General features: G+C 60.4%; 21 protein-coding genes, 4 tRNA genes, 2 pseudogenes and 1 riboswitch. Of the genes and pseudogenes, 12 read left to right on the forward strand and 15 right to left on the reverse strand.

Annotated features, from left to right (window positions below):
* The first annotated feature begins 142 nt into the window (after positions 1–142).
* The gene (locus HX803_RS25415) at positions 143–703 is read left to right on the forward strand and encodes a hypothetical protein (RefSeq protein ID WP_178924471.1); all 561 of its coding nucleotides are present in this window, start codon (positions 143–145) and stop codon (positions 701–703) included.
* Positions 704–793: 90 nt separating this feature from the next.
* On the opposite strand, the gene HX803_RS25420 is transcribed toward HX803_RS25415, so the two are convergent.
* The 6 genes from HX803_RS25420 to uvrB all read right to left on the reverse strand — a co-directional run bounded on the left by HX803_RS25420 (position 794) and on the right by uvrB (position 5,148).
* Positions 794–869: transfer RNA gene (locus HX803_RS25420), tRNA-Glu, on the reverse strand.
* A 79-nt stretch (positions 870–948) separates the two neighbouring features.
* Positions 949–1,024, reverse strand: a tRNA-Ala gene (locus HX803_RS25425).
* Between the two features lie 50 nt (positions 1,025–1,074).
* Positions 1,075–1,150: transfer RNA gene (locus HX803_RS25430), tRNA-Glu, on the reverse strand.
* A gap of 78 nt (positions 1,151–1,228) precedes the next feature.
* Positions 1,229–1,304, reverse strand: a tRNA-Ala gene (locus tag HX803_RS25435).
* A 147-nt stretch (positions 1,305–1,451) separates the two neighbouring features.
* Positions 1,452–2,933 carry a glutamate--tRNA ligase gene (gene gltX, locus HX803_RS25440; RefSeq protein WP_058427800.1) on the reverse strand — a complete coding sequence of 494 codons (1,482 nt, stop codon included), beginning with the start codon at positions 2,931–2,933 and terminating at the stop codon, positions 1,452–1,454.
* A gap of 199 nt (positions 2,934–3,132) precedes the next feature.
* Positions 3,133–5,148 (reverse strand): excinuclease ABC subunit UvrB, encoded by a 2,016-nt coding sequence (uvrB, locus tag HX803_RS25445; protein WP_176998708.1) that lies wholly within the window; start codon positions 5,146–5,148, stop codon positions 3,133–3,135.
* 343 nt (positions 5,149–5,491) lie between these two features.
* Between uvrB and HX803_RS25450 the strand changes: the two genes are divergently transcribed.
* Entirely contained in the window at positions 5,492–6,688 is a 1,197-nt protein-coding gene (locus HX803_RS25450) for an amino acid aminotransferase (protein ID WP_178924473.1), read from the forward strand.
* 99 nt (positions 6,689–6,787) lie between these two features.
* Positions 6,788–6,997 (forward strand): hypothetical protein, encoded by a 210-nt coding sequence (locus HX803_RS25455; RefSeq protein ID WP_178924475.1) that lies wholly within the window; start codon positions 6,788–6,790, stop codon positions 6,995–6,997.
* Between the two features lie 106 nt (positions 6,998–7,103).
* On the opposite strand, the gene HX803_RS25460 is transcribed toward HX803_RS25455, so the two are convergent.
* Entirely contained in the window at positions 7,104–7,976 is an 873-nt protein-coding gene (locus HX803_RS25460; RefSeq protein ID WP_178924477.1) for a LysR family transcriptional regulator, read from the reverse strand.
* 103 nt (positions 7,977–8,079) lie between these two features.
* Between HX803_RS25460 and HX803_RS25465 the strand changes: the two genes are divergently transcribed.
* The 5 genes from HX803_RS25465 (at position 8,080) to HX803_RS25485 (ending at position 12,961) form a co-directional block, all read left to right on the forward strand.
* Positions 8,080–9,462, forward strand: a complete 1,383-nt coding sequence (locus HX803_RS25465; RefSeq protein ID WP_178924479.1) for an aldehyde dehydrogenase family protein — start codon at positions 8,080–8,082, stop codon at positions 9,460–9,462.
* A 131-nt stretch (positions 9,463–9,593) separates the two neighbouring features.
* Positions 9,594–9,788, forward strand: a riboswitch (cobalamin riboswitch).
* 115 nt (positions 9,789–9,903) lie between these two features.
* A complete protein-coding gene (locus HX803_RS25470; protein WP_178924480.1) occupies positions 9,904–10,914 on the forward strand; it encodes an ABC transporter substrate-binding protein in 1,011 nt (336 codons plus the stop codon).
* Positions 10,911–11,915, forward strand: coding sequence for an iron ABC transporter permease (locus HX803_RS25475; protein ID WP_178924481.1), 1,005 nt, complete (start codon positions 10,911–10,913; stop codon positions 11,913–11,915). Before HX803_RS25470 ends, HX803_RS25475 begins: the two co-directional genes overlap by 4 nt.
* Positions 11,912–12,676: an ABC transporter ATP-binding protein gene (locus HX803_RS25480; protein ID WP_178924482.1), complete on the forward strand. Its 765-nt coding sequence runs from the start codon at positions 11,912–11,914 to the stop codon at positions 12,674–12,676. The genes HX803_RS25475 and HX803_RS25480 overlap by 4 nt, the downstream gene beginning before the upstream one ends.
* Before the next feature lie 117 nt (positions 12,677–12,793).
* On the forward strand, positions 12,794–12,961 hold the full coding sequence (locus HX803_RS25485) for a hypothetical protein (protein WP_178924483.1): 168 nt from the start codon (positions 12,794–12,796) through the stop codon (positions 12,959–12,961).
* Positions 12,962–13,013: 52 nt separating this feature from the next.
* On the opposite strand, the pseudogene HX803_RS25490 reads toward HX803_RS25485, so the two are convergent.
* From HX803_RS25490 to HX803_RS25515, 6 genes and pseudogenes are all read right to left on the reverse strand, one after another.
* A pseudogene (locus HX803_RS25490) lies at positions 13,014–13,501 on the reverse strand (GNAT family N-acetyltransferase).
* On the reverse strand, positions 13,498–14,436 hold the full coding sequence (locus HX803_RS25495) for an alpha/beta hydrolase fold domain-containing protein (RefSeq protein ID WP_178924484.1): 939 nt from the start codon (positions 14,434–14,436) through the stop codon (positions 13,498–13,500). Before HX803_RS25495 ends, HX803_RS25490 begins: the two are co-directional and overlap by 4 nt.
* Positions 14,436–14,876: a TspO/MBR family protein gene (locus HX803_RS25500; protein WP_176998696.1), complete on the reverse strand. Its 441-nt coding sequence runs from the start codon at positions 14,874–14,876 to the stop codon at positions 14,436–14,438. Before HX803_RS25500 ends, HX803_RS25495 begins: the two co-directional genes overlap by 1 nt.
* Positions 14,877–14,960: 84 nt before the next feature.
* Entirely contained in the window at positions 14,961–15,530 is a 570-nt protein-coding gene (locus tag HX803_RS25505; RefSeq protein ID WP_178924485.1) for a nucleotidyltransferase family protein, read from the reverse strand.
* A gap of 102 nt (positions 15,531–15,632) precedes the next feature.
* Entirely contained in the window at positions 15,633–15,866 is a 234-nt protein-coding gene (locus HX803_RS25510) for a hypothetical protein (protein WP_178924486.1), read from the reverse strand.
* A gap of 90 nt (positions 15,867–15,956) precedes the next feature.
* On the reverse strand, positions 15,957–17,447 hold the full coding sequence (locus tag HX803_RS25515; RefSeq protein ID WP_178924487.1) for a PLP-dependent aminotransferase family protein: 1,491 nt from the start codon (positions 17,445–17,447) through the stop codon (positions 15,957–15,959).
* A 77-nt stretch (positions 17,448–17,524) separates the two neighbouring features.
* Here HX803_RS25515 and HX803_RS25520 point away from each other — a divergent pair, with 77 nt between their 5' ends.
* The 4 genes and pseudogenes from HX803_RS25520 to HX803_RS32865 all read left to right on the forward strand — a co-directional run bounded on the left by HX803_RS25520 (position 17,525) and on the right by HX803_RS32865 (position 21,471).
* A complete protein-coding gene (locus tag HX803_RS25520; protein ID WP_178924489.1) occupies positions 17,525–19,225 on the forward strand; it encodes a M24 family metallopeptidase in 1,701 nt (566 codons plus the stop codon).
* A 116-nt stretch (positions 19,226–19,341) separates the two neighbouring features.
* Positions 19,342–20,601, forward strand: a complete 1,260-nt coding sequence (locus HX803_RS25525) for a serine hydrolase (RefSeq protein WP_178924491.1) — start codon at positions 19,342–19,344, stop codon at positions 20,599–20,601.
* Between the two features lie 81 nt (positions 20,602–20,682).
* Positions 20,683–20,890: pseudogene (locus HX803_RS25530) on the forward strand (zinc-binding dehydrogenase); the annotation flags it as partial.
* A gap of 341 nt (positions 20,891–21,231) precedes the next feature.
* A complete protein-coding gene (locus HX803_RS32865) occupies positions 21,232–21,471 on the forward strand; it encodes a DUF6124 family protein (protein ID WP_256732940.1) in 240 nt (79 codons plus the stop codon).
* A gap of 225 nt (positions 21,472–21,696) precedes the next feature.
* On the opposite strand, the gene HX803_RS25535 is transcribed toward HX803_RS32865, so the two are convergent.
* Positions 21,697–22,674: a hypothetical protein gene (locus HX803_RS25535; RefSeq protein WP_178924493.1), complete on the reverse strand. Its 978-nt coding sequence runs from the start codon at positions 22,672–22,674 to the stop codon at positions 21,697–21,699.
* A gap of 2 nt (positions 22,675–22,676) precedes the next feature.
* A complete protein-coding gene (locus HX803_RS25540; protein WP_178924495.1) occupies positions 22,677–24,101 on the reverse strand; it encodes an AAA family ATPase in 1,425 nt (474 codons plus the stop codon).
* Between the last annotated feature and the right edge of the window lie 456 nt (positions 24,102–24,557).

Consider the following 24,557-nt stretch of genomic DNA (forward strand, 5'->3'; position numbering starts at 1 on the left):
TGGGTTGAATATTATTACCATAATAATATTTGGCAAGCCACCAGCATGACCGCTCGTCTGAGCGCCCCCTCTGCAAATAATGGAATAAAACCGTCGCTTCAGCCGTTGTCGATGCAACACACCCTACAGCGGAGAGAACGTCATGGCCTGGACGCAGCAAAACGAGAACTGCGCATGGGTGGCGGGCGAGGCACCCTATGTTTTCGACAATGAATACACGGCCAACTTCATCAGCGGTTTTCGCACGGTGCTGATCGCGAAGATCGAAGCCGAAGGCGTGGGCAACCAACCGTTCGGCAAATTCTTCAACGACCAGGACGGGCACGCTGAAGCCAACTTCCTGGAGGCGCTGCGTGCCAATGAATGGGTATTCGATGCGGGCTATCAGGAGATCGTGGTGAGCATCAACAACTCGCCGTGCCGCCAGTGCTGCGTGCTGTTCAAGCAATACATGGAAGAGATTCAGCTGCGCTTCCCGAATACCACGCTGGTCATCGAGACCGCCAACATCTATCACCCGAACGACCCGCAAGACCAGGCCTGCCTGCGCGCCTTGTCACGCTTGCCCGGCATTCGCGTGGAGATGTGGAACGTCGCACTGATCAACGCCCAGAACCAGGGCCCGGAAGTCAGCCCTGCGCAGGAACTGGCGCGCATCAACAAATCCTTGCGCACCGCCCATGTGGTTCGACGAATGCCGTAACCAGGTGAGGTAAAAACCCAAACGCCAGACAAACAAAAGGGCCATTCAATAATTGAATGACCCTTAAAAATCCCGCAGAGCGGGTAATCGTGGCGTCCCCTAGGGGACTCGAACCCCTGTTACCGCCGTGAAAGGGCGGTGTCCTAGGCCACTAGACGAAGGGGACACAAACCTTCTATACAACTGATCAGTGCTGAGAACTGATCGATTCAAAGCCGGTGTGGCCAGACCTTGAACCTGTAAATTGGTGGAGCTAAACGGGATCGAACCGTTGACCTCTTGCATGCCATGCAAGCGCTCTCCCAGCTGAGCTATAGCCCCAGATTTTTCGTCTCGCGACGCAGCAGGCCTTTCGAACTGCTTGTTGAAACTGGCGTCCCCTAGGGGACTCGAACCCCTGTTACCGCCGTGAAAGGGCGGTGTCCTAGGCCACTAGACGAAGGGGACAAAACCTTCTGCACAACTGATCAGCGCTGAGAACTGATCGATTCAAGGACGGTGTGGCCAGACCTTGAACCTGTAAATTGGTGGAGCTAAACGGGATCGAACCGTTGACCTCTTGCATGCCATGCAAGCGCTCTCCCAGCTGAGCTATAGCCCCTCATCGGTGAGGACGGGGCGAATCTTAATGGCGCTTTGGAAACGTGTCAAATTTATTTTCAACAATTTTCAAAATTTTTTGCCGGGATAACAATCACTTACCGGCGAAACCCCGGAAAACCGGGGTTTCGTCGTTGTAGCAGGCTGATTAAGCGATAGCGCCCAACAGCTTTTCCCACTCTTTGTTTTCTTTCTTCGACACACCACCAAGCAAATCAAGGGCTTGGCGCAGACGGAAACGCGTGAGGTCCGGACCGAGGATTTCCATCGCATCGAGCACCGACACCGAACTCGCCTGCCCGGTGATCGCGGCAAACATCAGCGGCATGGCATCACGCAACTTCAGCTCCAGGGACTCCACCACCGCCTGGATCGTCGCGGTGATCGCGTCCTTCTCCCACTGGCGCAGGCTTTCGAGCTTCCACAGGATCAACTGCATCAACTGGCGCACCTGGTCGCCCGAGAGCTTCTTGGACTCGAACAGCTTGGCATCCGGGTTCACGCCCCCGGCAAAGAAGAAACTCGCCAACGGCGCGACCTGGCTGAAGGTCTCCACCCTGCCCTGCACCAGCGGCGCGATCTTCATCATGTACTCAGGGTTCAGCGCCCACTGCTGCACACGGCTGGCGAACTCTTCCACCGGCAGGTCACGCAGCCATTGGCCGTTGAGCCACGACAGCTTCTCGATATCGAAAATCGGCCCGCCGAGTGACACGCGGGACAAATCAAAGTTGTCGACCATTTCCTGCAACGAGAACTTCTCGCGCTCGTCCGGCATCGACCAGCCCATGCGGCCCAGGTAGTTGAGCATCGCCTCAGGCATGAAGCCCATGCGCTCGTAGAAGGTCACCGAGGTCGGGTTCTTGCGCTTGGACAGCTTGCTCTTGTCCGGGTTACGCAGCAGCGGCATGTAGCACAGCTGCGGCTGTTCCCAGCCGAAGTACTCGTAGAGCAGGATCAGCTTCGGCGCCGACGGCAGCCATTCTTCGCCACGCAGCACGTGGGTGATGCCCATCAGGTGGTCGTCGACCACGTTGGCCAGGAAGTACGTCGGCAAGCCGTCGGTCTTCATCAGCACCTGCATGTCCATGCGGTCCCACGGGATCTCGACGTCGCCACGCAGCATGTCCGGCACCACGCACACGCCTTCGCTCGGCACCTTCATGCGGATCACATGGGGTTCACCGGCCGCCAGGCGGCGCGCCACTTCTTCTTTGGACAGCAGCAACGCACGGCCGTCGTAGCGCGGGGTCTCGCCACGGGCCTGTTGCTCGGCGCGCATCTGGTCCAGCTCTTCAGCCGTGCAGAAGCACGGGAACGCATGGCCCATGTCGACCAGTTGCTGGGTGTACTGCTTGTAGATGTCGCTGCGCTCGCTCTGGCGATACGGGCCGTGCGGGCCGCCGACGTCCGGGCCTTCGGCCCAGGTAATGCCCAACCAGCGCAGGGCATCGAAGATCTGCTGTTCCGACTCGCGGGTGGAACGCAGTTGATCGGTGTCTTCGATCCGCAGGATGAATTCACCGCCGTGCTGCTTGGCGAAGCAGTAGTTGAACAAGGCGATGTAAGCAGTGCCGACGTGGGGATCCCCAGTAGGCGATGGCGCGATGCGCGTGCGGACGGTGGTCATGGCAGGTCTCGAATGGGCGATAAAACTGAAAATTGAAACAAGGGGCGAATGGTAACACCAGCTTGGGTGATTCTGGCAGACCGAGGTGCCTGCCTTCGCGAGCAAGCCCGCTCCCACATTCAACCGATTTCCAACATGAGAATGCGGTCAAGTGTGGGAGCGGGCTTGCTCGCGAAGGCGTCAGCCTCGTCACCGCAAATCACACTGCCAGCAAACGCTCGCGCAACTTGCCAATCTCATCCCGCGTCTGCGCCGCCGCCTCGAACTCCAAGTCCCGCGCCAGCTGGTACATCTTCTCTTCCAGTTGGCGAATACGCTTGGTGATCTCACTCGGCGAACGCAATTCGTTCTCGTACTTGGCGCTTTCCTCGGCCGCCTTGGCCATGCCCTTGCGCTTCTTGCTGCGCGAGCCCGGCACGGTGGCGCCTTCCATGATGTCGGCGACGTCCTTGAACACGCCCTTGGGCGTGATGCCGTTGGCCAGATTGAACGCGATCTGCTTGTCGCGCCGACGCTCGGTCTCGCCGATCGCCCGCTCCATGGAGCCGGTGATACGGTCCGCATACAGGATCGCGCGACCATTGAGGTTACGCGCCGCACGGCCGATGGTCTGGATCAACGAACGCTCGGAACGCAGGAAGCCCTCCTTGTCCGCATCGAGGATCGCCACCAGCGACACCTCCGGCATGTCCAGGCCCTCTCGCAGCAGGTTGATGCCCACCAGCACGTCAAAGGTGCCCAGGCGCAGGTCGCGGATGATCTCCACGCGCTCCACGGTGTCGATGTCCGAGTGCAGGTAACGCACGCGCACGCCGTGGTCGGCCAGGTAATCGGTCAAGTCTTCGGACATGCGCTTGGTCAGCGTGGTGACCAGTACCCGCTCCTCCAAGGCCACGCGCTTGGTGATTTCCGAGAGCAAGTCGTCCACCTGGGTCAATGCCGGACGGATTTCGATTTCCGGGTCCACCAGGCCAGTCGGGCGCACCAACTGTTCGATCACACGGCCCGCATGCTCGGCCTCATAGTTGCCCGGCGTCGCCGACACAAAGATGGTCTGCGGGCTGATGCTTTCCCATTCGTCAAAGCGCATCGGCCGGTTATCCAGGGCCGACGGCAGGCGGAACCCGTATTCCACCAGGGTTTCCTTACGCGAACGGTCGCCCTTATACATGGCGCCCACTTGCGGCACGCTGACGTGGGACTCGTCGATCACCAGCAGTGCGTCAGGCGGCAGGTAGTCATACAGCGTCGGCGGCGGCGCGCCGGATTCACGACCCGACAGGTAGCGCGAGTAGTTTTCGATGCCGTTGCAGTAGCCCAGCTCCAGGATCATCTCCAGGTCAAAGCGCGTGCGCTGCTCCAGGCGCTGGGCTTCCACCAGCTTGTTGTTGGAACGCAGGTACTCCAGGCGCTCGGCCAGTTCCACCTTGATGCCCTCGACGGCCCCCATCAGGGTTTCGCGTGGCGTCACATAGTGGCTTTTCGGATAGAAGGTAAAACGCGGCAACTTGCGGATGACCTCGCCGGTCAGCGGGTCGAAGGCCGACAGGCTCTCCACTTCATCATCGAACAGCTCGATGCGGATCGCTTCCAGGTCGGATTCGGCCGGGTAGATGTCGATCACATCGCCGCGCACGCGGAAGGTGGCACGGGCAAAGTCCATGTCGTTGCGGGTGTACTGCAGGCTCGCCAGGCGGCGCAGCAGTTCGCGCTGGTCGAGTTTGTCGCCACGGTCGACGTGCAGCACCATCTTCAAATAGGTTTCCGGGCTGCCCAGGCCGTAGATGCACGACACCGTGGTGACGATGATCGCGTCCTTGCGCTCCAGCAACGCCTTGGTCGCCGACAGCCGCATCTGCTCGATGTGGTCGTTGATCGAGGCGTCCTTCTCAATGAAGGTGTCGGAGGACGGCACGTAGGCTTCGGGCTGGTAGTAGTCGTAGTAGGAAACGAAGTACTCCACCGCATTGTTCGGGAAGAAGGACTTGAACTCCCCGTACAACTGCGCGGCCAGGGTCTTGTTCGGCGCCAGCACCAGGGTGGGCCGGTTGATCTGCGCGATCACGTTGGCGATGCTGAAGGTCTTGCCCGAACCGGTCACCCCGAGCAGCGTCTGGTGCGCCAGGCCGGCTTCAATGCCTTCGACCATCTGGCGAATGGCTTCCGGTTGATCGCCGGCGGGTTCGAAGCGGGTGACGAGCTGGAAATCCGACATAACGTACCTCGTGAAGTCACCCCAGACTCAAAACCGCCAGGGACGAAATAGCTCAGCAACCCGCGAATAGTCATCGCAGGTTGCAGGAAAAAACCATGATAGCTGTAGAAGTGGTGCCGAATGTGACGGGTTTCAAGGCAATCGTCTTACCTGACGCTCAGGATCAATGTTGCAATAAGACTAACGGTCAGCAAATAAACCGAAAAACTTGGCCGAAAAGCCGTTTCGGTTGTCGCCTCAGGCGGTGATGGCCTCTATACTAGCTCCCCGTTTGTGCACCGCTCTAGTGCATTCGGCTGGAGCGCGACACGTCCCTCCCTTCCCCCATAGAGCTGCCGCAAAAATGAGCCTGTTCTCCGCTGTCGAAATGGCACCACGCGATCCTATCCTGGGCCTCAACGAAGCATTCAACGCCGATACACGAACCACCAAGGTCAACCTTGGCGTAGGCGTTTACTGCAACGAAGAGGGGAAGATTCCACTCTTGCGTGCCGTTGCCGAAGCGGAAGCCATTCGCGTGGCGCAACACGCCGCGCGTGGCTACTTGCCAATCGACGGCATCGCGGCTTACGACAAGGCCGTGCAAACCCTGCTGTTCGGCGCTGAGTCGCCCCTGCTGGCCGCTGGCCGCGTCACCACCGTGCAAGCGGTCGGCGGCACCGGCGCACTGAAGATCGGCGCAGACTTCCTCAAGCAACTGCTGCCAGACGCCGTCGTGGCCATCAGCGACCCAAGCTGGGAAAACCACCGCGCCCTGTTCGAAACCGCCGGTTTCCCGGTGCAGAACTACCGTTACTACGACGCCGCCACCCACGACGTGAACCGTGCCGGCCTGCTCGAAGACCTCAACGCCCTGCCGCCGCAGTCCATCGTGGTGCTGCACGCCTGCTGCCACAACCCGACCGGCGTCGATTTGAGCCCGGCCGACTGGCAGAACGTGCTGGACGTGGTCAAGGCCAAGAAACTGGTACCGTTCCTCGACATGGCCTACCAGGGCTTCGGCGACGGCATCCACGAAGACGCCGCAGCGGTGCGCTTGTTCGCTGAGTCGGGCCTGACCTTCTTTGTGTCCAGCTCGTTCTCCAAGTCGTTCTCCCTGTACGGCGAGCGCGTGGGCGCACTGTCCATCGTCGGCGAGTCCAAGGAAGAAAGCGCGCGCATCCTGTCCCAGGTCAAGCGCGTGATCCGCACCAACTACTCCAACCCGCCGACTCACGGCGCGGCGATCGTGGCAGCGGTGCTGAACAACCCTGAGCTGCGCGCCCAGTGGGAAGCCGAGCTGGGCGAAATGCGCCTGCGCATCCGCGGCATGCGCGAGCAGATGGTGGCCGACCTGGCCAAGGCTGCTCCGGGCCACGACTTCAGCTTCGTCGGTCGCCAGCGCGGGATGTTCTCCTACTCCGGCCTGACCGTTGAGCAAGTCACCCGCCTGCGCAGCGAGTTCGGCATCTACGCCCTCGACACTGGCCGTATCTGTGTGGCGGCGTTGAACCAGTCGAACATTGATGCGGTCACAAAGGCAATTGTTCAGGTGCTTTAAGCCGGTAACCGTTGCACAGAAGGGGAAGCCAATGGCTTCCCCTTTTTCGTCGCCAGCCCCTAGACTGAACCTTGCCCGCCCCTTTGCTGTGAGAGCCTTATGAGAAACGACGACCTGGACCTGCGCGCTGACCGCGACGAGCTGCATGACTACGCCCCGCGCGCGCCACAGGCCAAGCGGCAGAAGAGTCTGGTGTTGCAGGTGGCGCTGGGTGTATTCCTCGGTGGTCTGGCCCTGTGGCTGGTGCAACTGGGCGCCGCAGCGATCATGGCAAAACTGGCCATGGGCACCCTGCAATTCGGCGGCTGATGAAGATCAAAACTGTGGGAGCTGGCTTGCCTGCGATGCAGACGACTCGATCTTCCTGCATGACCGAGTAGATGCCATCGCAGGCAAGCCAGCTCCCACAGTTGATCTATGCTGGCTCTAGAGCGCGCTCTTCCAGCAGTTTTACAAAACTGTTCAGGCTCTGCGACACCGTCCCCCGCCGCCAGATCAACCACGTGTGCAGAATCCGGAAGCTATCGCTCAGCGGCCACACACTCACCGCCGTAAACCCCGGCATGCTTTCCAGCATGCTGCGTGGCATCAGCGCCAGGCCCGCACCGGCGCTGACGCAGGCGAGCATGCCGTGGTAGGACTCCATCTCGAAGATCCTGCCCGGCACCGCGCCATCCTGTGAGAACCAGCGCTCGAAGTGATGGCGGTACGAACAGTTCGAGCGGAACGTATAGATGCTCTCCCCCGCCACATCCTGCCCCCGGGTAATCGGCGCATGGTGCAACGGTGCGATCACCACCATTTCCTCCTCGAACACCGCCACCCCTTCCAGGGTCGCGTGCAACACCGGCCCATCCACAAACGCCGCCGCCAGTCGCCCCGACAACACCCCTTCGATCATCGTGCCCGACGGCCCGGTGCTCAGGTCCAGTTCGACCTTGGTGTGCTTCTGGTTATACGCCGCCAGCAATGCCGGGATGCGCACCGCCGCCGTGCTCTCCAGCGAACCCAGGGCAAACGCGCCCTGGGGCTCCTCCCCCGCCACCGTGGCACGGGCTTCTTGCACCAGGTCGAGAATGCGCCGCGCATAGCCGAGGAAGTTCCAGCCGGCCGGCGACAGGCGCAGGCGACTCTTCTCGCGGATGAACAATTCAACGCCCAGGTCCTGCTCCAGTTGCTTGATGCGCGTGGTCAGGTTCGACGGCACACGATGAATCAACTGCGCGGCGGCGCTGATGCTGCCTTGCTCGGCAACGGCCTTGAAGATTTCCAGCTGCACCAGATCCACATCATTCTCCAATCGTGAATGTATTGCTTAATATTATTCAGTTTCCAGAAAAGAGATAGCCCCGTAGCCTGAACCCAATCCATTCATTCAGCAGGACGGTGCCATGAACGCAACCACCCACGCTCTCTCGATCAACCCGGCCACCGGCGAAACCGTCGGCAGCTACCCCTACGAAAGCGCCGCGCAACTGGACGCCGCCCTGAACCGCGCCACCGCCGCCTTCCGCACCTGGCGCCGCCAGCCGGTCGGCCAGCGCGCCGAACTGCTGCTGGCCCTGGCCGCCGCCCTGCGTGAACAAGCCGAAGACATGGCGCAGATGATCACCCTGGAAATGGGCAAGCCCATCGCCCAGGCCCGTGCCGAAATCGAAAAATGCGCCCTGCTCAGCGAATGGTACGCCGCTCACGGCCCGGCCATGCTGGCGCCGGAACCGACCCTGGTGGACAACGGCAGCGCCCAGATCGAATACCGCCCGCTGGGCCCGATCCTTGCCGTGATGCCGTGGAACTTCCCGGTGTGGCAAGTGCTGCGCGGCGCCGTGCCGACCATGCTCGCCGGCAACACCTACGTGCTCAAGCACGCCCCTAACGTGATGGGCAGCGCCTACCTGATCCAGCAGGCCTTCCACAAAGCCGGTTTTGCCGAAGGCCTGTTTGAAGTGATCAACGTGGGCAACGAGGGCGTGTCCAGCGCCATCGCCGACCCACGCATTGCCGCCGTGACCCTCACCGGCAGCGTGCGCGCCGGTATCGCCATCGGCTCCCAGGCCGGGGCTGCGCTGAAAAAATGCGTGCTGGAGCTGGGCGGCTCCGACCCGTTCATCGTGCTCAACGACGCCGACCTCGACGCCGCCGTGCAAGCCGCCCTGATTGGTCGTTTCCAGAACAGCGGCCAAGTCTGCGCCGCCGCCAAGCGCCTGATCATCGAAGCCGGCGTGGCCGAAGCCTTCACCGCCAAATTCGTCGAAGCCAGCCGTGCCCTGGTGATGGGCGACCCGACCCTGGCCACCACTTATGTGGGCCCGATGGCGCGCTTCGACCTGCGCGACGAACTGCACGGCCAGGTCCAGGCCACCCTCGAAGAAGGCGCCACCCTGCTGCTGGGCGGCAATAAAGTCGCGGGTGCCGGTAACTACTACGAGCCGACCGTGCTGGCCGGCGTCACCGACCAGATGACCTCGTTCAAACAGGAACTGTTCGGCCCGGTGGCCTCGATCATCACCGCCCGCGACGCCGACCACGCCGTGGCCCTGGCCAACGACAGCGAATTCGGGCTCACCGCCAGCATCTACACCACCGATGCGGCCAAGGCCCGCGACATCGCCAACCAGTTGGAAACCGGCGGGATCTTCGTCAACGCCTTCAGCGTGTCCGACCCTCGGGTGGCGTTTGGCGGCGTGAAAAAGAGCGGCTTTGGCCGTGAACTGTCGCACTTCGGCGTACGCGAATTCTGCAACGCCCAAACCGTGTGGCTGAACCGCAAATAACCCACCGCCCTGTAGTGAGCGGGCTTGCCCCGCTCACTACAGTTGGGTCACAAATACCCTCCGCCGGCGCCATCGCCGGCAAGCCGGCTCCTACGGGGGATCGGGTTTTCTCTCCCCCTTGGCAGTACGATCGACTACCATACCGCGCCGGTTCCCAAACGGGACTAATAGGGAATCCGAAGCGCGGCCCCCCGCGTCAATCGGAACTGCCCCCGCAACTGTAGGTGCTGAGCCTGCTCCACACTGCCACTGAGCCTTGCTCGGGAAGGCCGGAGCGTGGCGACGACGCACGAGTCAGGAGACCTGCCGGCCAAGCGTTATCACGACCGGCGGGGTGTCCGGGAAGGACATCCTTGCCCTGCCCTTCGGCAGCGTCCATGGCTGTATTTCCACGACCGTACCTCCCCCTGCTCACTGTACGGTTCAAACGGAGATTGCCCCATGCTGCCACGCGTTACCGCCCTGCTCACCGGCCTCGGCTTCTGCACCCTGGCCCAGGCTGCGCCCACCCATTACCCGCTGACGCTGGAAAACTGCGGCAGCCCCCAGACCTTCCAGCAAGCCCCCGCCCGCAGCGTGACCATCGGCCAGGCCGCCACCGAAATGCTCTACGCCCTGGGCGTGGGCGACAAAGTGGTGGGCACTTCGCTGTGGTTCAACAATGTGTTGCCGCAATTCAAGGCCCAGAACGACACCATCGAGCGCCTGGCGAACAACGAGCCGAGCTTTGAGTCGGTGATCGCCAAGCGCCCGCAACTGGTGGCCGCCGAGCTGGAATGGGTGGTCGGCCCCCAAGGCGTGGTCGGCACCCGCGAGCAATTCCAGGAACTGAAGATCCCCACCTACCTGCTGCCCTCCGACTGCGAAGGCAAGGACAACCTGGTGGGCGCCGACGGCACGCGGCTGGAGCCATTCCGCATCGAGACCATTTACAAAAGCATCAGCCAGCTGGCGCAGATCTTCGACGTGCAGGACCGTGGCCAACAGCTGAACGACGAACTCAAGGCGCGCCTGGCCAAGTCGGTCGCCACCGCCCAAGGCAAAGGCCTCAAGCAGGCCAGTGCGCTGGTGTGGTTCTCCAGCGCCGAGATGGCCGCCGATCCTTACGTGGCCGGCCACAAGGGCGTTCCGGAATTCATGCTGCAGACCCTTGGCCTGACCAACGTGGTGCAGTCCGATGAAGAGTGGCCCGCCGTCGGCTGGGAAACCATCGCCAAGGCCAACCCCACGTTCCTGGTGATCGCACGCATGGACCGCCGCCGCTACCCGGCCGACGACCATGAAAAGAAACTGGCTTTCCTGCGCAGCGACCCGGTGACCCGCAACATGGACGCGGTGAAAAACAACCGCATCATCATCCTCGACGCCCTGGCGCTGCAGGCCAGCCTCCGTACGTTCGACGGCCTTGAACAACTGGCCACGGCCATCGACGGCTACGACCCACTCAAATGACCCGTACCCTGCTCGCCCTGGCCCTGCTCCTGGCCGCCGTGCTCGCCGGCGTGGCCATCGGCGAAACCGCCATCTCGCCGCAGGTGGTGCTGCAAGTGCTCGCCAATAAACTGTGGGCGGCGGGCTACGTGCTCGACCCCATCGACGAAGGCGTGGTGTGGAACTACCGCCTCACCCGCGCCCTGGTAGCCGCCGCGTGCGGTGCGGGCCTGGCGACCTGCGGGGTGATCCTGCAGTCGCTGCTGCGCAACCCGTTGGCCGACCCGTACCTGCTCGGCATCAGCGCCGGGGCCTCCACCGGCGCAGTGCTGGTGGCGTTGATCGGCGTCGGTGGCGGGCTGGTGTCGTTGTCGGCCGGGGCGTTCGTGGGGGCGATGGCGGCGTTTGCCCTGGTGATTCTGCTGGCACGCGCCAGCGGTTCGACCAGCGGCACCGGCCAGATCATCCTCGCAGGCATTGCCGGCTCGCAGTTGTTCAACGCCCTCACGGCGTTCCTGATCACCAAGTCGGCCAGCTCCGAACAGGCGCGCGGCATCCTGTTCTGGCTGCTGGGCAACCTCAGCGGCGTGCGTTGGCCGTCGGTGTGGCTGGCGGTGCCGGTGGCCGTGGCGGGCTTGGCGGTGTGCCTGTGGCACCGCCGTGCGCTGGATGCATTCACCTTCGGTACTGACTCGGCGGCCTCCCTGGGCATCCCGGTGCGCCGCGTGCAGTTCGTGTTGGTGGGCTGTGCCGCGCTGGTGACGGCGGTAATGGTGTCGATCGTCGGCTCCATCGGCTTTGTCGGGCTGGTGATCCCCCACGCCGTGCGCCTGCTGCTGGGCACCGGGCACTCGCGCCTATTGCCGGCGAGTGCCTTGGGTGGTGCGCTGTTCCTGATCGCGGCGGACGTGCTGTCGCGCACCCTGATCAAGGGCCAGGTGATTCCGGTGGGCGTGGTCACGGCATTGGTTGGCGCGCCGGTGTTTGCGCTGATCCTGATCGGCCGGAGGCACCCGCGATGAGTGTGCTCAGTTGCAGCGGCCTGGGCTTCAAGGTGCGCGACGCGGAGTTGCTGCGTGATATTCACCTCGACGTCGAAAAAGGCGAAACCCTCGGCATCGTCGGCCCCAACGGCTCCGGCAAATCCACCCTGCTCAAGTTGCTCGCCGGGTTGCGCGCGCCGGCGAGCGGCGACGTGCGGTTGGGCGACCAGCGCCTGGGGAGTTTGTCCCGGCGCACCATCGCGCAACAACTGGCGGTGGTGGAACAACAGGCCGACACCGACGACGCCATCCGCGTCTTCGACGCCGTGGCCCTGGGCCGCACGCCCTGGCTGTCGGCGCTGAGCCCGTGGTCGGCGGAAGACGACGCCATCGTGCGCCAGGCCCTGCACGACGTCGACGCCACCCACCTGAGCCAGCGCGCCTGGCGCAGCCTCTCCGGCGGCGAACGCCAACGCGTGCACATCGCCCGCGCCCTGGCACAACGGCCGCAGATTCTGTTGCTGGACGAGCCGACCAACCACCTGGACATCCAGCATCAGCTTGGCATCTTGAAGGGCGTGCAAGCGCTGCCCGTCACCACGCTGATCGCCCTGCACGACCTCAACCAGGCGCTGACCTGCGATCGCTTGGCCGTGCTCGACCACGGCCGTTTGGTCGCCCTCGGCAAACCGCTGGACGTGCTCACGCCACAACGGTTGCAGGACACGTTCGGCGTGCAGGCGCACTACCTCACCGACCCGTTCGACGGCGCGCAAATCCTGCGACTACGCCCCCATTAAACAGCCTACCGCCATCTTGTAGTGAGCGGGCTTGCCCCGCGCCGCGGTGTGTCAGGTATATATAAAGGGCCTGACACACCGCCGCGCGGGGCAAGCCCGCTCACTACAGGCCACGACTTGTCGAACTGGGGCGTGATCAATCCCCAGACCTTGCAGGTACTGCTCATTCCCGCCGATGACAGCCTGGAACCGGCCACACGCCTGCTCGGCCACCCGCCCGCACTCGAGGGTAACAAGATGAATGTGAGCCAAGAGGCGCATCGCCTGGGGTTGCCAACACCTTGATCATTGCGCCAGTTCAAGCCAGCGCCTACAGGGGGCGGGGTGTTGACGGTTGTTACAGGGGGCGATGCAGGTGGGTGGTCTGCCAGACGGGGTCGGGGTCGACGTCAATCACGGTGAATCCTTGGCGAACCCAGAAATCAATGGCGCCCGGTAGAAACGGGTGCGTATGCAGGTACATCACCTCCACCCCGTCTGCCCGCGCCAGCGCTTCCAATTCGCGATACAGCATCCCCGCCAGCCCAAACCGGCGAAAGGCGGGCAACACAAACAAGCGCACCACTTCTCCACCGTGTTGCGGCCGCGATAATCCAGCTGTGGGAAGCGATGGTCATACGGCAGATAACCGATGGCCGCGACGATGTGGTCGTCATGGCGCGCCACCAGAAATCGCCCGTCGCCCTGAATATAGGTCGCGTCAAATCGCGCCAGGTCATCCGGCACGCCACTCGCGCTGAGCTTCGGAAACAGCTCGGCACGGGCGTTGAGCACAAAGCTCAGCACCTCGGGAATACATTCCAGCGTGACGGGCTGGATGATCATCCCGCCGTCCCCTCCAACCGGGCACTGATCCACCTGCGGCTATAAGCAAGCACACTCCCCGCCATCGCGACCGGAAAATGGATAAACCCGTGCGCCGCCTCCGGCAACAAATGTGCCTGCGCCCCCGGCCAGCGCTCGGCGATCAACAGCGTGTCGTCCTTCAGCGGGTCCAACGCCCCGACAAACATCAACGCAGGGGGCAAGCCGCTCAACTCCCCGTACAACGGTGACAATGGCGGCTGCCGGCGCGCCTCATCACTCAACCCCGGCGTCAGCAACGCCAGGGCCGTGACCATGCCCGGTCCGTCCAACAGCAAGGTGTCCGGCCCCGCCGCGCGCACGCTGGGGGTGCCGGTCAGGTCGTACACGCCGTAATACAACACCGCCCCGCTCACCCGTTGCAGCAGCGCCGGCCATTGTTTCAGCGCCAGCAACGTCGCCGCCGCCAGATGCCCACCGGCCGATTCGCCGACGACAATCACCGGCAGGCCGGCAAACTCATCGGCAGTCAGCAACCAACGTGCGGCCGTGAGGCAGTCGTCCATCAGGCCTTCCACCGGCGTGTCGACCGCCAGCCGATAATCCACCGACACCACCGCCACGTCGCAGGCGTTGACCATGCCCAGGTTCAAATCGTCATCCATCTGCGCATTGCCAATCACCCAGCCGCCACCGTGGATATCCAGCACCACGCCCTTGGGCTGGCCGCTCGGCAGCAAGATGCGCACCGGCACCTGCTGGCTGCCCACGCCTATCAGCCGGGTTTGCGCAGGGTGTTGTGTCCTGACTTTTTGACTGACGCGCAACAACGCCTGGATCACACGCGGCGTCACACGGTTGCGGATTTTAAAGCGCGGCATCCAGGCCAGCTTCTTGTTGAACGCGCGCATCTGCGCCAGCTCGGGCTCGCTGGCCGGCCAAGGGGTATGAGCCATCAGCGGTTACTGCGCAAAATCGAGAAATTCAACGCCACTGCCACACTCAACCACGCCAGGTACGGGAACAGGATCAAGCCGGTGATCAAATCCAGCCGCAACGCCATCACCACCAACGCCGCCACCACTAGCCACAGCAGCACAATCACCACCATGCCCGCGACGATGTGATGGGCACCGAAAAACACCGGTGTCCACAGTGTGTTCAACGCAATCTGCGCCGCCCATAGGCCCAAGGCCAGTTGGCTGCCGGGGATCATCGTGAGGCGGTAACCGGCCCAGGCCAGCAGCAGATAGATGACTGTCCAGGCCACGGGGAAAAGCCAATTGGGCGGGGTAAAGCTGGGTTTGACGAGGGACTCGTACCATTGGCCCGGTTTGAAGATCAGGCCCGTACTGGCGGCGGCGCCGCAGGCGATAAGGAAAATCAGGAAGATCATGGCCTGTCCTTAGCTGGGATCAGCTGTAGAGGGTGTGTTTCAGAATAGGACGCCTGAAGAATGGGTAAAAGTTCACCGCAGGTTTCAGGAATATTCCGGCGTCACAATCTTCAACCAAGGCCAGCGCGCCTGATAACTGAGGGCCTTGTGCGCAAACAACTCAGGCTCCGGGTGCAACGGGTTGATGCGCAGCACACCCTGCGCCACATCCTCCAGCCCATAGGGCGCGTACAGTTCGCCCGTTTCAATCTCCAGGCCGATGCAGGTGCCCGCCACCAGGTAACGGTCCACGCCCTGCTTGGCCGTGTGCAATTGCGGGTAAGGCCGGCCAAAGCGCTGGCCATACCAAAGATGAACCCGCGCCTGGTTCTTGACCTCGACGTTGACGCCCAAGTCTTGGAACAAGCGCTCGGCGGCGCGGATGACTTTATCTTCCGCCTCGTAGGACAGGTCGGTGTCGAAGTAAAAAACGTCGTAGTCCTTCACCCCATGATCGGCCGGCAAATTCGACTGATGATTCCACACCGCCTGGAACAGGCAGCCCGCCGTGAGCATGCACTGCTCGACACCGAGGGCTGGCAGGCGTGCGGTGATTTCGGCGTTGATGGGGTTGGCCATGGCCAGTGCGAGCAGGGTGTCGACGGTCAGTGTCATGTTCAGTCCTTTGAAAGCAGATGCGCTGGAGCATGCAACCTTACACTTTCCCATGATGAGTTTCGTGACAGCTCCACTCCCTCGCCACAGGGGGCGGTGAAGTCAGCTTTTTAGTTCGGTGGCGCGGTGGCTAGCGGCGTCGTCGTAGGCCACGTACAACGCTTCAGCGATTTGGCTTTTGATGGCCTTGGTGGACTCCAGCCCCAACACAAACCCTTCCGCCTTGCCGCCTGCGCGGTTGAGTGCTTCGTGGGTGGCGGCGCCGGTGATGGCGTCAAGAAGCTTGGTGGCGTGGGGGCCTACGCCTTTGGGCAGGCTGATCTGGTCGATGGACATGGCGATACCTTCAAAGAGAGCAATCGGTAGCGCGTGTAACCACTGCCGGGGTGGCATGGTAGTCCTGTTTCGGCACAAAGGGGGGCCAGCTCAGCCGGCAATCGCATGCGCCGCCAACGCCAGCCGCTGGATCGCGGTGCGGATTTCCGCCTGATCGAGCGAAGCAAACCCCAGCCGCAAGGCATTCTCACGCTGGCCAAAGGGTGAAAACAGCCGACCGCTGCGCACCACCAAATCCAGCGCCAGCGCCTTTTCACACAGCCGGTCGACATCGATGGCGTCGGCAAACTTCACCCACAGCGCCAGCCCGCCTTCCGGCTCCTGCACACTGATCTGCTCGCCAAACGCTTCCCGCAAGCCACTCAACAACACCTCTCGGCGCCGACGGTACTCCTTGGAAACCCGGCGCAGGTGCTTCTTCAACTCGCCATCGTTGATCAAGTCCCCCAGCATCCGCTGCATCACCGCATCCCCCTGCCCCAGGCTCACCGCCGCCGTGCGCTCCAGCACCTGGATCACATTCGACGGCGCCACGATATAGCTGCAGCGGAACGTGCTACCGAGGGACTTGGACAGCGAGCCGATGTAGATCACATGCCGCTGCGCGCTGTCGCTGGCCAGCGGCAGATAAGGCCGCCCGGCAAAGTGATACTCGTGGTCGTAGTCTTCCTCGACGATGCAGAAGTCATGCAGCCGCGCCAGTTCCAGCAACTGCTGGCGGCGCCCGGCGCGCAGGCTGACGGTGGTGGGGAATTGGTGATGGGGCGTGAGGTACATCATCCGCACGTCGTGCTGGCGGCACAGCGCATCGAGCTGATCAACCCGGCAGCCTTCGTCGTCCAGGTCCACGGTGACCAGCCGCGCACCCAACTGGCGGAAAATCTCCCAGGCCGGCGGGTAGCTCAGGCGCTCCACCAGCACCACATCCCCCGGCTTGAGCAACACGCTGGCCGTGAGGTACAGCGACATCTGCACGCCCTGGGTCAGGCAAATCTGCTCGGCGCCCACCGTGAGGCCACGGTTATGCCGCAGCATTTCCGCCAGCGCCCGACGCAGGTAGGCACTGCTGCCTTCGCTGCCATGGCGCACGGTGTTGGTGGTGAAACTGTGGCGCAGCGCATTGCGGTAATAACGGTGCAGCACCGCTTGCGGCAACAGCCGATGGTCACTGGCGCCGTTATCGAAAAACAGCGCACCCGGCCGGTGTTGCAGCGCGACGGCCTGTTCGCCCGGGGAGAAATAATCCGCCGCTGGCGTGTCGCGCAGCGCCAGGGCAAAAGGCTGGGGCGCGCTGGGCGCCGCCACCACGCCGGTGGCCAGTTGCGTGCTCACAAAGGTGCCGCGCCTCTGGATGCTCACCAGCCAGCCTTTGGTCACCGCCTCCTCGTAGGCCAGGATCACCGTCTTGCGGTTGACGTTGAGCAACTGCGCCATCTCCCGCGTGCCGGGCAGCAAGGTGCCGGGGCGCAGGCGGCCTTCGGTGATCGCGCTCACCAGGCCCTCGATGATCTTGCGGTACGACGCCTGAGGCTGCGCGCCATCGAGTTTGAGCAAGGGGCGCCATTTGCGAAGCTGGACCATGTGAATTATCCAAAACTGGAGGTTCTTCTGGTCCTAGTCTACCGCAACAATCGAGCCTCAATTGCCCCGAGGTGTTTATGCACAACCGCCATGTCGTTGAACTGTTGCCCTCGGGCAAATCCTTCGAAGCTGCCGACCATTTGCTGCTCGACGCCATGCTCGCCAGCGGCCTCGCCGTGCCCTTTTCCTGCCGTCGCGGCGCCTGCGGTTCGTGCAAGGTCAAGGTGGTGGCCGGCGAGTACCGCGCCAAACAGCTCGCGCCCGACGCCCCCGTGCCCTCCTACCCCCTCGCGGCGGACGAGATGCTGCTGTGCCAGAGCCACGCCTGCAGCGACATGCGCCTGGAAATCCCCGGCTGGTCGCTGGACACGCCGACACTGGAAACCACCGCGCAAGTGGTCAGCAATCGCCCATTGAGCGCCGATATCATCGAACTGGTGCTGCGCACCGCCCAGCCCCTGGACGTACGCCCCGGCCAGTACCTGCGGTTTCGCCTGGACGATGGCGACAGCCGCTGTTTCTCCGTCGCCAACCTGCCCGCCCAGGACGAGGGCCAGTTGGTGTTCCATATCCGCCAGGTGCGCGGCGGCCGGTTTTCCGAAGGCATCCTGCCGACCCTGCACGCGGGCGCTAGCGTGCACCTCGAAGGCCCGGTGGGCGCCTGCACCTGGCAACACAAGGGGGAGCGCCCGGTGGTGCTGTTCGCCACCGGCACCGGGTATGCCGGCATCAAGCCGTTGTTGCTGACTGCCCTGGAGCGCGGGGCCGAGGTGAGCTTGTACTGGGGCAACGCAGCGCCGGCGGATTTCTACGACGCTGAATTTCTCGACCGGGCCAGCCAGGCGCACCCACACTTTCGCTGGCATCGCGTGCTGTCCGTCGACGCCCGCGTGCAGCAGGTCGCCCTCACGCAGCCCCACGACTGGCCCGACAGCCAGATCTACGCCTGCGGCAACAGCGGCATGATCAGCCAGGTGCGCGAAACCTGCCTGGCCGCCGGCGCCCAGGCCCATCGCTTTGTCGCCGAAGCCTTTGTGCCCAGCGGCGCCTTGGCGCCCACCGCGTCACTCAACGCCCTGGACCCGGTGCTGGAAAAAGTCGGCCCGCGCTACTCGCTGGACGGCATGCTCGCCGCCCGCGAACAAACCGTACGGGCCCTGGCCGCCATCGCCGAGCAATTGAAGGTGGGCATGACCACCGCCCAAGCCCTCGACATGGCCGGCCACACCTTGCAGGCCATGGGCGCGTCCCACACCTGGCACCCCACCTACATCCGTTTTGGCAACGACACCGTGCGCACGCCCCGCCAAGGCATCGACCCGCAGCGCCAATTGCGCGCCACCGACATCGCCGTGGTCGACCTCGGCCCGGTGTGGGACGGCTACGAAGGCGACTACGGCGACACCTTCGTATTCGGCGGGCACCCGTTGCATGAAGCCTGCGTAAAGGCCCTGCACCAAGTCTTCGACGAAACCCGCGACGCCTGGCACCAAGGGCTTACCGGGCGCCAGCTGTATGACTTCGCCGAAGACAGCGCCCGCGCCAAAGGCTGGCGCCTGGAGCGTAATTTGGCCGGGCACCGCATCGCCGACTTCCCCCACGCCCTGTTCAGTCAGGACAAACTCGCCGACGTCGAGATCGTGCCCAGCGACATGGTCTGGGTGCTGGAAATACAGCTGTGCCACCCCACCCTGCCGATCGGCGCATTCTTTGAAGATATCCTGATTGGCGAGCCCACCTACCAGCGCCCTAACGCCATGGCCCAATCCCACGCATAAACCGGCCCGATCCCGCGCGCCAACTTCCCGCCCTTCCGAGCATGCTGGCTCGCGACGCCTCAGCCCCGAGGCGTCGCAGCCCATTAAGACCGACCAAAAACAACAAAGAGGTTCTTATGCCCGTGCTCCCTCGCCCGTCCTCGCGCTTTGAGCGCCGCCCGCTGCGGGTACTGATGTGCGCATCCACCCTCGCGCTGTCGCTGGCCGCCAGCGCCACCCACGCCGACACCGCCAAACCCTACCCCCACGCACAAGAGCCGATTGGCGACGTGCAAGCCATCTACGACGGCCGGCTCAGCCCGGAGCTGGCAATCACCACCTTCCGCAACACCGACCGCCTGTTCCCGGTGCGCACCATCAAGGCGGGCGGCCATCCATTCCCGCTGCCGCGCAGCGCCCACCCCCTGGCCCCCGTGGCGTTCGAGTTCAAAGGCAAGCACTACAGCCTCGACGACTACGTGACCACCAACCGCGTCACCGGCCTGCTGGTGCTCAAGGACGGCAAGATCGTCGACGAGCGCTACGCCCACGGCAACACCGCCGAGACCCGCTGGATGTCGATGTCGGTAGCCAAGTCCGTCACCTCCACCTTGGTGGGCGCCGCCCTGCAGGACGGCGCGATCAAAAGCCTGGACGACAAAGTCACCCACTACCTGCCCGCCCTGGCCGGCAGCGCCTACGACCAGGTCACCGTGCGGCAGATCCTGGCGATGCGCTCCGGGGTCAAGTGGAACGAGCAATACACCGACCCGTCCTCCGACGAACGCCACCTGATCCAGCTGCGCAGCGAACAAGTGTCCGGCTCCCTGCTCAAGTTCATGGCCACCCTCAGCACCGCCGCGCCACCCGGCACGCGCACCAACTACAGCACCGGCGAAACCCAAGTGCTGGGCCAACTGGTCAGCGCCGCCGTGGGCAAACCGCTCACCCAATACCTCAGCGAAAAAATCTGGGGCCCATTCGGCATGCAGACCGACGCCAAATGGTGGCTCGACGGCGCCAATGGCAACGAAGTCGGCGGCAGCGGCATCAGCGCCACGCTTGAGGACTACGGCCGCTTCGGCCAATTCGTACTCAGCGGCGGCAAGGCCGGTGGCAAGCAAGTATTGCCGGAAGGCTGGTTGAGCTTCGCCAGCGCCGTCACCGGCTCAGACGCCGCCTACGGCGAGTTCGCCTCCATGTGGTGGCCCGGCTGGACCGACGCGTCCAAGGCCGACAAAGCCTTCACCGCCGCCGGCACCTTTGGCCAGTACGTCTACATCAACCCGACCAAAAACGTGGTGATCGTGGTGTGGCAGGCCCAGACCCAGCCGACTGGCGGCAAGGTGATCGACGACATGGTCGCGTTTGACGCCATCGCCAAGGTGCTGCCGTAAATGAACAAAGGGGACAGACCTGCCTGACGCGGGTCTGTCCCCTTTCCGCGCATTGCCCCACAGCTGTCCCACACCTACAGCACCGTGCTGGGCGAATGTTTGACACTCGAGGCGTATCTGTAATGCCGATATCGTCGCTGACCCGGCTGCGCTGGAACGGGCCAAAGCGTTCATCCTGGATGGGCTCCCGCCGGTGATTGCGAAGACATTTGGGTTGGATGAGGTGCAGGATGCGCACAGGTATTTGGAGGCGAACCAGCAAGTGGGCAAGGTGGTGGTGACGGTATAAGGGAATCGTCCTAGGACATTTCCCAAAGGAGGCGAGTGGGTTGCCCGATTGCCTACGAGTAGCCCAGAATCCGCTGGCTTGTGTGCTGGGGTGGTGGAATCTATGGTTGCGCGGTCGCTGAATTTTTTGGTGATCGGGTTTAGTAGCCTGGTGGTTCAATTACGCTGAGTGCACAAGCTTCATCAATCTGACATTCCTGTCGGTGCTTGATGGTGGCTGTGCGTAGGGCGCCTTAGGGCGCGCCGGCTTTGCGTAATTCCCCGGTCTACTAACCTGCGTACAGCTGCCACCCTTTCGTTTAGTAGCGGTGGGGTGGTGGCCCGACTTAGGGAATTACGATTATGTGCAAAGCCTCATCTGACCCATCCGTCCTCTTTACCGTCAGCTCCGACGCCAGTACGGAAAGCCTCATTACCAATAGCTACGAGACGTTTAGCTCAGTCAGTACGCTGCTGCTTGATCTCTCGGAAGACCTCAGCGGTAAGCAACGTGACATTGCACTGGCGATTCACCAATTGAGCGAATTGGGCGTGCTCATGACGGCAAGGCTCCTCAACCGCGAAGCGCCTTGCCCTCGCTGAATAACGAGAACCCCCAGTCAATAGCTCACTGATGCCGAATCGTCGTATGCGGCAGTTACGATTCGGCGGCCTTGCGTCCCATGAAATCGATGAACTCCGGAGCAGGGCTAAACCTTCGGCTTTACATATGTAGTTCAGGGTCTGGTCTCGGCCAATAGCGGACGTACGATTTCGTCCCGAAAATTTCTCGAATACCGAATAGGAGAACATAATTATCCTTTCCAGTTATGGCTCTAAAACCTCATACCACAGATTAGTAAGGGCTACCCGCTCGATATTTAGAGCAGTGCTTTCATAACGCATCTTCACAGTAAAGGTTGTCGCGGGGACTTCGTATCGTTCAAATATCGCCATACCAACACCTATTTGGCAAACATGCCTGTCAAACCTTATATACCTATCGTGCGCAAATTTTTGAAATTCAAGTGATCCCATAGAAACCAATTTTAGACTAGAGATTTTTTGCGCTAGTGGCGGGGAATTCATAATGTGCTTCGTGAAAAAATTTGATACCTCTATCTGCTTTTGACTCGATGGCAGATCACCATCCGAAAGGATGGTAATGTTAAATTTTTTTCCAAGCGGGAGCATTTCTATAAATTTAGCGACGCTTGATTTGTAACCGTTATCGTGATCTCTTAAGACACTTGAAAAAACAAAGCGATCCGAGATAAATATCTTGCTGTTGAATTGGGTAAATTTATTAAATTTTTCCTGCCAGACCTTATTTAGGTCTGAATTAAAAGCTATATCCTTTGTGGAGCTGTCTTTTGAGGTATTAAAATGGATTGACTCGGTTATTGCACCTATACCAACCAGTTCAAAAAAGCTCTCAAAGCAGAACCTGGTAGTTTTTTCATTATCGCAAATTACCGCGCTAATGGTATCCTCTGCCAAGGCAGTTGTGAAAAACTCACTAAGTGACGTTACCTTTTGAAAAGATGGATATGAACCGCACTCGCCCCAATGCTCTGACGAACGAAATTTTGAATAATCTGTGAAGGCTGTAATCCATCGCTGATGAAATTTCGGCGGCAAGGTTTTAATCGAATCGAGATATTCTTGTGCGGAACTGTTCGGAACGATTAGAATCCCATAGCGCTTCCAATACTCAAGGATAACATCATGAATGGCAGCACATGAATCCTCCTTAAGTATTGCTGCATCGAATACGCTTCTATCTAGGTAAAAGTCGGTCAGCATAATTAAAATCCAAAAGTTTCTTTGAATCTCTCTTCAAAAAAACCTTCAGGCCATTCGGCTAGAAAATCACCATCTTCATCCATCGGGATTTCAATGATCTGTGCTCCAAACTGTGTGGGATGGACATAGATAATCGATATGTCGCCAGGCTTGATCGCTTTATTTTTCACTTTATTCTGCATCCTTAACATCAGCGATTCACTATGCGTTTCTATGATCCACTGGTTTGTTTTGCACGTCTCTATAAAAAAATTAGCAAGGTGAGCCTGAAGTCGTGGGTGCAAATGTATTTCTGGTTGTTCTACGCAAATTGTACTTTCGCTTCTGACTATCCCTTCAACAATAATAGGTAGCAACTGTCCAATCCCGAAGCCCACATCTGAAGGCCCAACTACTACTTGAGTTCTAAGATCTTTTAACTGAAGACAAATAACGGACCCGGTAACTTCTGAACCTATGCTTTCAGCAGTTAAGGTATAAGGAATTTCAAAGTTCCTGAACCAATCATTAATCTCACCTGTTATCTCAGGAGATTTCTCATAAATAAATCTAGCTGTATTTTCTCCTTGTTTACCCACCGATCCACTTTGATCCCCTTTTGGTGCATAGAATCTACTTGGGTGGCTGCGTAGAGGTCCGAGGTATGTGATTGAGTTAAATGCTTCTTGTATATCTTTAGCTATCAAGCCAATTATGTTATTTGAGAGTGCGGCACCAAACCCACTCTCAATCTTGTCTTCGATTGCCACTGATGATGGGGTGGCATAGTTTAGATCACTAGTAAAACTTATGTCATTTAAATCCTTGACTATGCCCTTGTGATGATCCTTGCCTATAAATTTAAGTTTCGACAGATAAGAAAATATTGAATCCCTGCTTTGTGCAGATGCAAAAATAAACGATCGCGCATGCTTTAACCGCTGCGCTTTTTCCGCGGACTCTCTAGTGATTAACTCAGAGCGCAAGTCAAGATTGAACGCATCAACTTTTCCTGACGCGTAAGTGGTTTTAATATTACTTAAATAAGTAAACTCCTCATTTTTATTTTGCTTTTTCCTCCCAGAAAGCAAGTAAGTAAATTCATGGGTCCTTTGTTGCGCTTTTGGCAGTGACATCAGCCCAGCAGACCAATCATTTTTCGTGGAGCTTTTCGGTGGAGAGTACGAGCATGAAAATTTAATCTCGCTTTCTACGTCATGATTATGTGCCATTGCAGCATAGTCACCCAGATCAACAAAATCTCCATTGGAGACTAGTCCACCTTGCTCACTAGGTCTTGTAAGGGATTGCTTTAGTAACATCAGCGCTTGGATTAGCGAGCTTTTCCCTGAGGAGTTTGGACCATAAATCAAGGTTATTGGCGCCAGCCTAATACTTTGTTTTGTAGCGAAACTTTTAAAATTCTCAACGCTTAACATATGAAACATATGACACCCAAGCCAAAAAATTTTAGTTATTTACACATAACTCACGGTCGCCGAAACTACCTTGGAAGGATTCGGTTAAAACGTTTGTAATGAGAATAATCACCAGCGTATTTGGAAAATCCATTTTCTGAGCTAACCGGCGTAGATGGCCAGTGGCCAATTTGAGTCAACGGCGTGTGACTGTCAAGTATGGGTGGCCACCAAAGACCTACTATAAGGAGTGCTATATAGATTTTTGGGCGCCTTTCAGCAGGAAATCTGCAATTGAACGAAATGGGTGGCCGCTCCTGATCCTTTTTGTCCTTGACGAAGGACCGCCAGAGTCGAAAACGGTCACTTACGAGCGCTTGCTTATGGCCGTCGGCAACGTCAGCTATTGGCCGATAGCGGATAGTCATCCGCTCCCTCCTCCGTAGCAGACAACTTTCCCCTACCTCCCCAACAACTCCCTAACCC

This window comes from Pseudomonas sp. P7548, assembly GCF_013386585.1.
Lineage (GTDB): Bacteria > Pseudomonadota > Gammaproteobacteria > Pseudomonadales > Pseudomonadaceae > Aquipseudomonas.

What these genes read in the sequence shown, in the direction of transcription:
- HX803_RS25520 (WP_178924489.1), top strand. Translation starts at nt 17,525, where the DNA reads ATGCACAACCGCCATGTCGTTGAACTGTTGCCCTCGGGCAAATCCTTC.
- HX803_RS32865 (WP_256732940.1), top strand. Translation starts at nt 21,232, where the DNA reads ATGTGCAAAGCCTCATCTGACCCATCCGTCCTCTTTACCGTCAGCTCC.
- HX803_RS25465 (WP_178924479.1), top strand. Translation starts at nt 8,080, where the DNA reads ATGAACGCAACCACCCACGCTCTCTCGATCAACCCGGCCACCGGCGAA.
- HX803_RS25475 (WP_178924481.1), top strand. Translation starts at nt 10,911, where the DNA reads ATGACCCGTACCCTGCTCGCCCTGGCCCTGCTCCTGGCCGCCGTGCTC.
- HX803_RS25500 (WP_176998696.1), bottom strand. Translation starts at nt 14,876, where the DNA reads ATGATCTTCCTGATTTTCCTTATCGCCTGCGGCGCCGCCGCCAGTACG.
- HX803_RS25540 (WP_178924495.1), bottom strand. Translation starts at nt 24,101, where the DNA reads ATGTTTCATATGTTAAGCGTTGAGAATTTTAAAAGTTTCGCTACAAAA.
- HX803_RS25450 (WP_178924473.1), top strand. Translation starts at nt 5,492, where the DNA reads ATGAGCCTGTTCTCCGCTGTCGAAATGGCACCACGCGATCCTATCCTG.
- HX803_RS25505 (WP_178924485.1), bottom strand. Translation starts at nt 15,530, where the DNA reads ATGACACTGACCGTCGACACCCTGCTCGCACTGGCCATGGCCAACCCC.
- HX803_RS25515 (WP_178924487.1), bottom strand. Translation starts at nt 17,447, where the DNA reads ATGGTCCAGCTTCGCAAATGGCGCCCCTTGCTCAAACTCGATGGCGCG.
- HX803_RS25535 (WP_178924493.1), bottom strand. Translation starts at nt 22,674, where the DNA reads ATGCTGACCGACTTTTACCTAGATAGAAGCGTATTCGATGCAGCAATA.
- HX803_RS25510 (WP_178924486.1), bottom strand. Translation starts at nt 15,866, where the DNA reads ATGTCCATCGACCAGATCAGCCTGCCCAAAGGCGTAGGCCCCCACGCC.
- HX803_RS25470 (WP_178924480.1), top strand. Translation starts at nt 9,904, where the DNA reads ATGCTGCCACGCGTTACCGCCCTGCTCACCGGCCTCGGCTTCTGCACC.
- HX803_RS25455 (WP_178924475.1), top strand. Translation starts at nt 6,788, where the DNA reads ATGAGAAACGACGACCTGGACCTGCGCGCTGACCGCGACGAGCTGCAT.
- HX803_RS25525 (WP_178924491.1), top strand. Translation starts at nt 19,342, where the DNA reads ATGCCCGTGCTCCCTCGCCCGTCCTCGCGCTTTGAGCGCCGCCCGCTG.
- gltX (WP_058427800.1), bottom strand. Translation starts at nt 2,933, where the DNA reads ATGACCACCGTCCGCACGCGCATCGCGCCATCGCCTACTGGGGATCCC.
- HX803_RS25495 (WP_178924484.1), bottom strand. Translation starts at nt 14,436, where the DNA reads ATGGCTCATACCCCTTGGCCGGCCAGCGAGCCCGAGCTGGCGCAGATG.
- HX803_RS25480 (WP_178924482.1), top strand. Translation starts at nt 11,912, where the DNA reads ATGAGTGTGCTCAGTTGCAGCGGCCTGGGCTTCAAGGTGCGCGACGCG.
- uvrB (WP_176998708.1), bottom strand. Translation starts at nt 5,148, where the DNA reads ATGTCGGATTTCCAGCTCGTCACCCGCTTCGAACCCGCCGGCGATCAA.
- HX803_RS25415 (WP_178924471.1), top strand. Translation starts at nt 143, where the DNA reads ATGGCCTGGACGCAGCAAAACGAGAACTGCGCATGGGTGGCGGGCGAG.